At 75.2% G+C, this 1884-nt stretch carries 2 protein-coding genes and 2 pseudogenes; 3 read left to right on the forward strand and 1 reads right to left on the reverse strand.

Annotated elements, in window-relative coordinates; translation table 11 throughout:
- Positions 1-196: pseudogene (locus tag B0E53_RS36055) on the reverse strand (CDP-alcohol phosphatidyltransferase family protein); the annotation flags it as partial.
- A gap of 92 nt (positions 197-288) precedes the next feature.
- Here B0E53_RS36055 and B0E53_RS36060 point away from each other — a divergent pair.
- The 3 genes and pseudogenes from B0E53_RS36060 to B0E53_RS36070 all read left to right on the forward strand — a co-directional run.
- Positions 289-1266, forward strand: coding sequence for a zinc-binding alcohol dehydrogenase (locus B0E53_RS36060; protein ID WP_107079879.1), 978 nt, complete (start codon positions 289-291; stop codon positions 1264-1266).
- 2 nt (positions 1267-1268) lie between these two features.
- Positions 1269-1667, forward strand: coding sequence for a 6-carboxytetrahydropterin synthase (locus B0E53_RS36065; RefSeq protein WP_107079880.1), 399 nt, complete (start codon positions 1269-1271; stop codon positions 1665-1667).
- Between the two features lie 4 nt (positions 1668-1671).
- Positions 1672-1884, forward strand: a pseudogene (locus B0E53_RS36070) (glycosyltransferase family 1 protein); the annotation flags it as partial.

A 1884-nucleotide genomic window follows, 5' to 3' on the forward strand; every position in this document is an offset into this window, starting at 1 on the left:
TCACCCGGTCGGCCGGGCCGAGCCGCTCCGCGCCGGCCGCCCGCAGGCCGCGCCGCAGCAGCCCGCAGAGCACCCCGGCGTACGCCACCCCGGCGAGCCAGCCCGCCACGCCGACGCCCACCGTGCCGGCGAGCCCGGCCAGCAGGACGAACTGCACGATCAGCCCGACCAACGGGCCATTTCGAACCGTGGACACCCTGCCTCCGTGTCTATGATCGACAACCCTGCCAGTCATCACGGGAAATTCGGCCGTCCGGTTCGGTCCGGATGCGGAAAAGAGGAGAATTCGTGACCGGTGACGCCCGCGCCTTCTGGCTCCGCGCCCCCGGCGAGGGTGAGCTCCGCCCGGTCGCGCTCGCCCCGCCCGGCCCCGGCGAGGTGCTGGTCCGCGCCCGCTACTCCGGCGTCAGCCGGGGCACCGAGGCCCTCGTCTTCACCGGTCGGGTGCCCGCCGACCAGTACGCCACGATGCGCGCTCCGTTCCAGGAGGGCGACTTCCCGGCACCGGTGAAGTACGGCTACCTGAGCGTGGGCACCGTCGAGGAGGGGCCGGCGGAACTGCGCGGACGTACCGTCTTCTGCCTGCACCCGCACCAGACCGCGTACGTGGTGCCGGCCGACGCCGTGGTGGTCGTACCCGATCGGGTGCCGGCGGCCCGCGCGGTGCTGGCCGGCACCGTGGAGACCGCGGTGAACGCGCTCTGGGACGCCGCGCCGCTGGTCGGCGACCGGGCCACCGTCCTCGGCGGCGGCATGGTGGGCTGCTGCGTGGCCGCCGTGCTGGCCCGCTTCCCCGGGGTCCACGTCGAGCTGGTCGACGCCGACCCGGCCCGGGCCGGAGTGGCCGCGGCGCTCGGCGTCGACTTCGCGCTGCCCGCCGACGCGGCCGGCGACCGGGACCTCGTGGTGCACGCCAGCGCCAGCGCCGAGGGGCTGCAACGCGCGCTGGACCTGCTCCGTCCGGAGCGCAGCGTGCTGGAGCTGAGCTGGTACGGCGACCGTCCGGTCACCCTCGCGCTGGGCGGGGCGTTCCACTCGAAGCGGCTCGGCATCCGCAGCAGCCAGGTCGGCACCGTGTCGCCCCGGCGCGCCGACCGGAGCTACGCCGACCGGCTGGCGCTGGCCCTGGACCTGCTCGCCGACCCGGTGTTCGACGCGCTGCTCACCGGCCGGTCCCGCTTCGCCGACCTGCCCGACGTGCTGGACCGGCTCGCCTCGGGCCGGCTCCCCGCGCTCTGCCACCTGATCACCTACGACGAGGAGTGACCATGTTCAGCGTCACCGTCCGTGACCACATGATGGTCGCCCACAGTTTCCGCGGCGAGGTGTTCGGCCCGGCCCAGCGGCTGCACGGCGCGACCTTCGTCGTCGACGCCTCCTTCCGCCGGCCGGAGCTGGACGCCGACGGGATCGTGGTCGACATCGGGCTGGCCACCGAGCAGCTCAAGGCCGTGCTCGGCGCGCTCACCTACCGCAACCTGGACGACGAGCCGGACTTCGCCGGGGTGAACACCACCACCGAGGTGCTGGCCCGGACGGTGGCCGACCGGCTGGCCGAGGCGGTGCACACCGGGCGGCTCGGCGAGGGGGCGCGTGGGCTGGCCGGCATCACGGTCACCCTGCACGAGTCACATGTCGCCTGGGCGAGCTACGAGCGGTCGCTGTGACCGGATGACCGTCGTGCACGTGGTGCTGCCGGGCGACATCGACGACCCGGCGAGCCCCAGCGGCGGCAACGGGTACGACCGTCGGGCCTGCCGCGAGCTGGCCGCGCTCGGCTGGACGGTACGGGAACACCCGGTGCCGGGCGGCTGGCCGCACCCGGCGCCGGCGGACCGGGCCGCGCTGGCCGGCGTGCTCGCCGCGCTGCCCGACGGCGCTGCC

The organism is Micromonospora sp. MH33, from assembly GCF_003013775.1.
Lineage (GTDB): Bacteria > Actinomycetota > Actinomycetes > Mycobacteriales > Micromonosporaceae > Micromonospora > Micromonospora fulviviridis.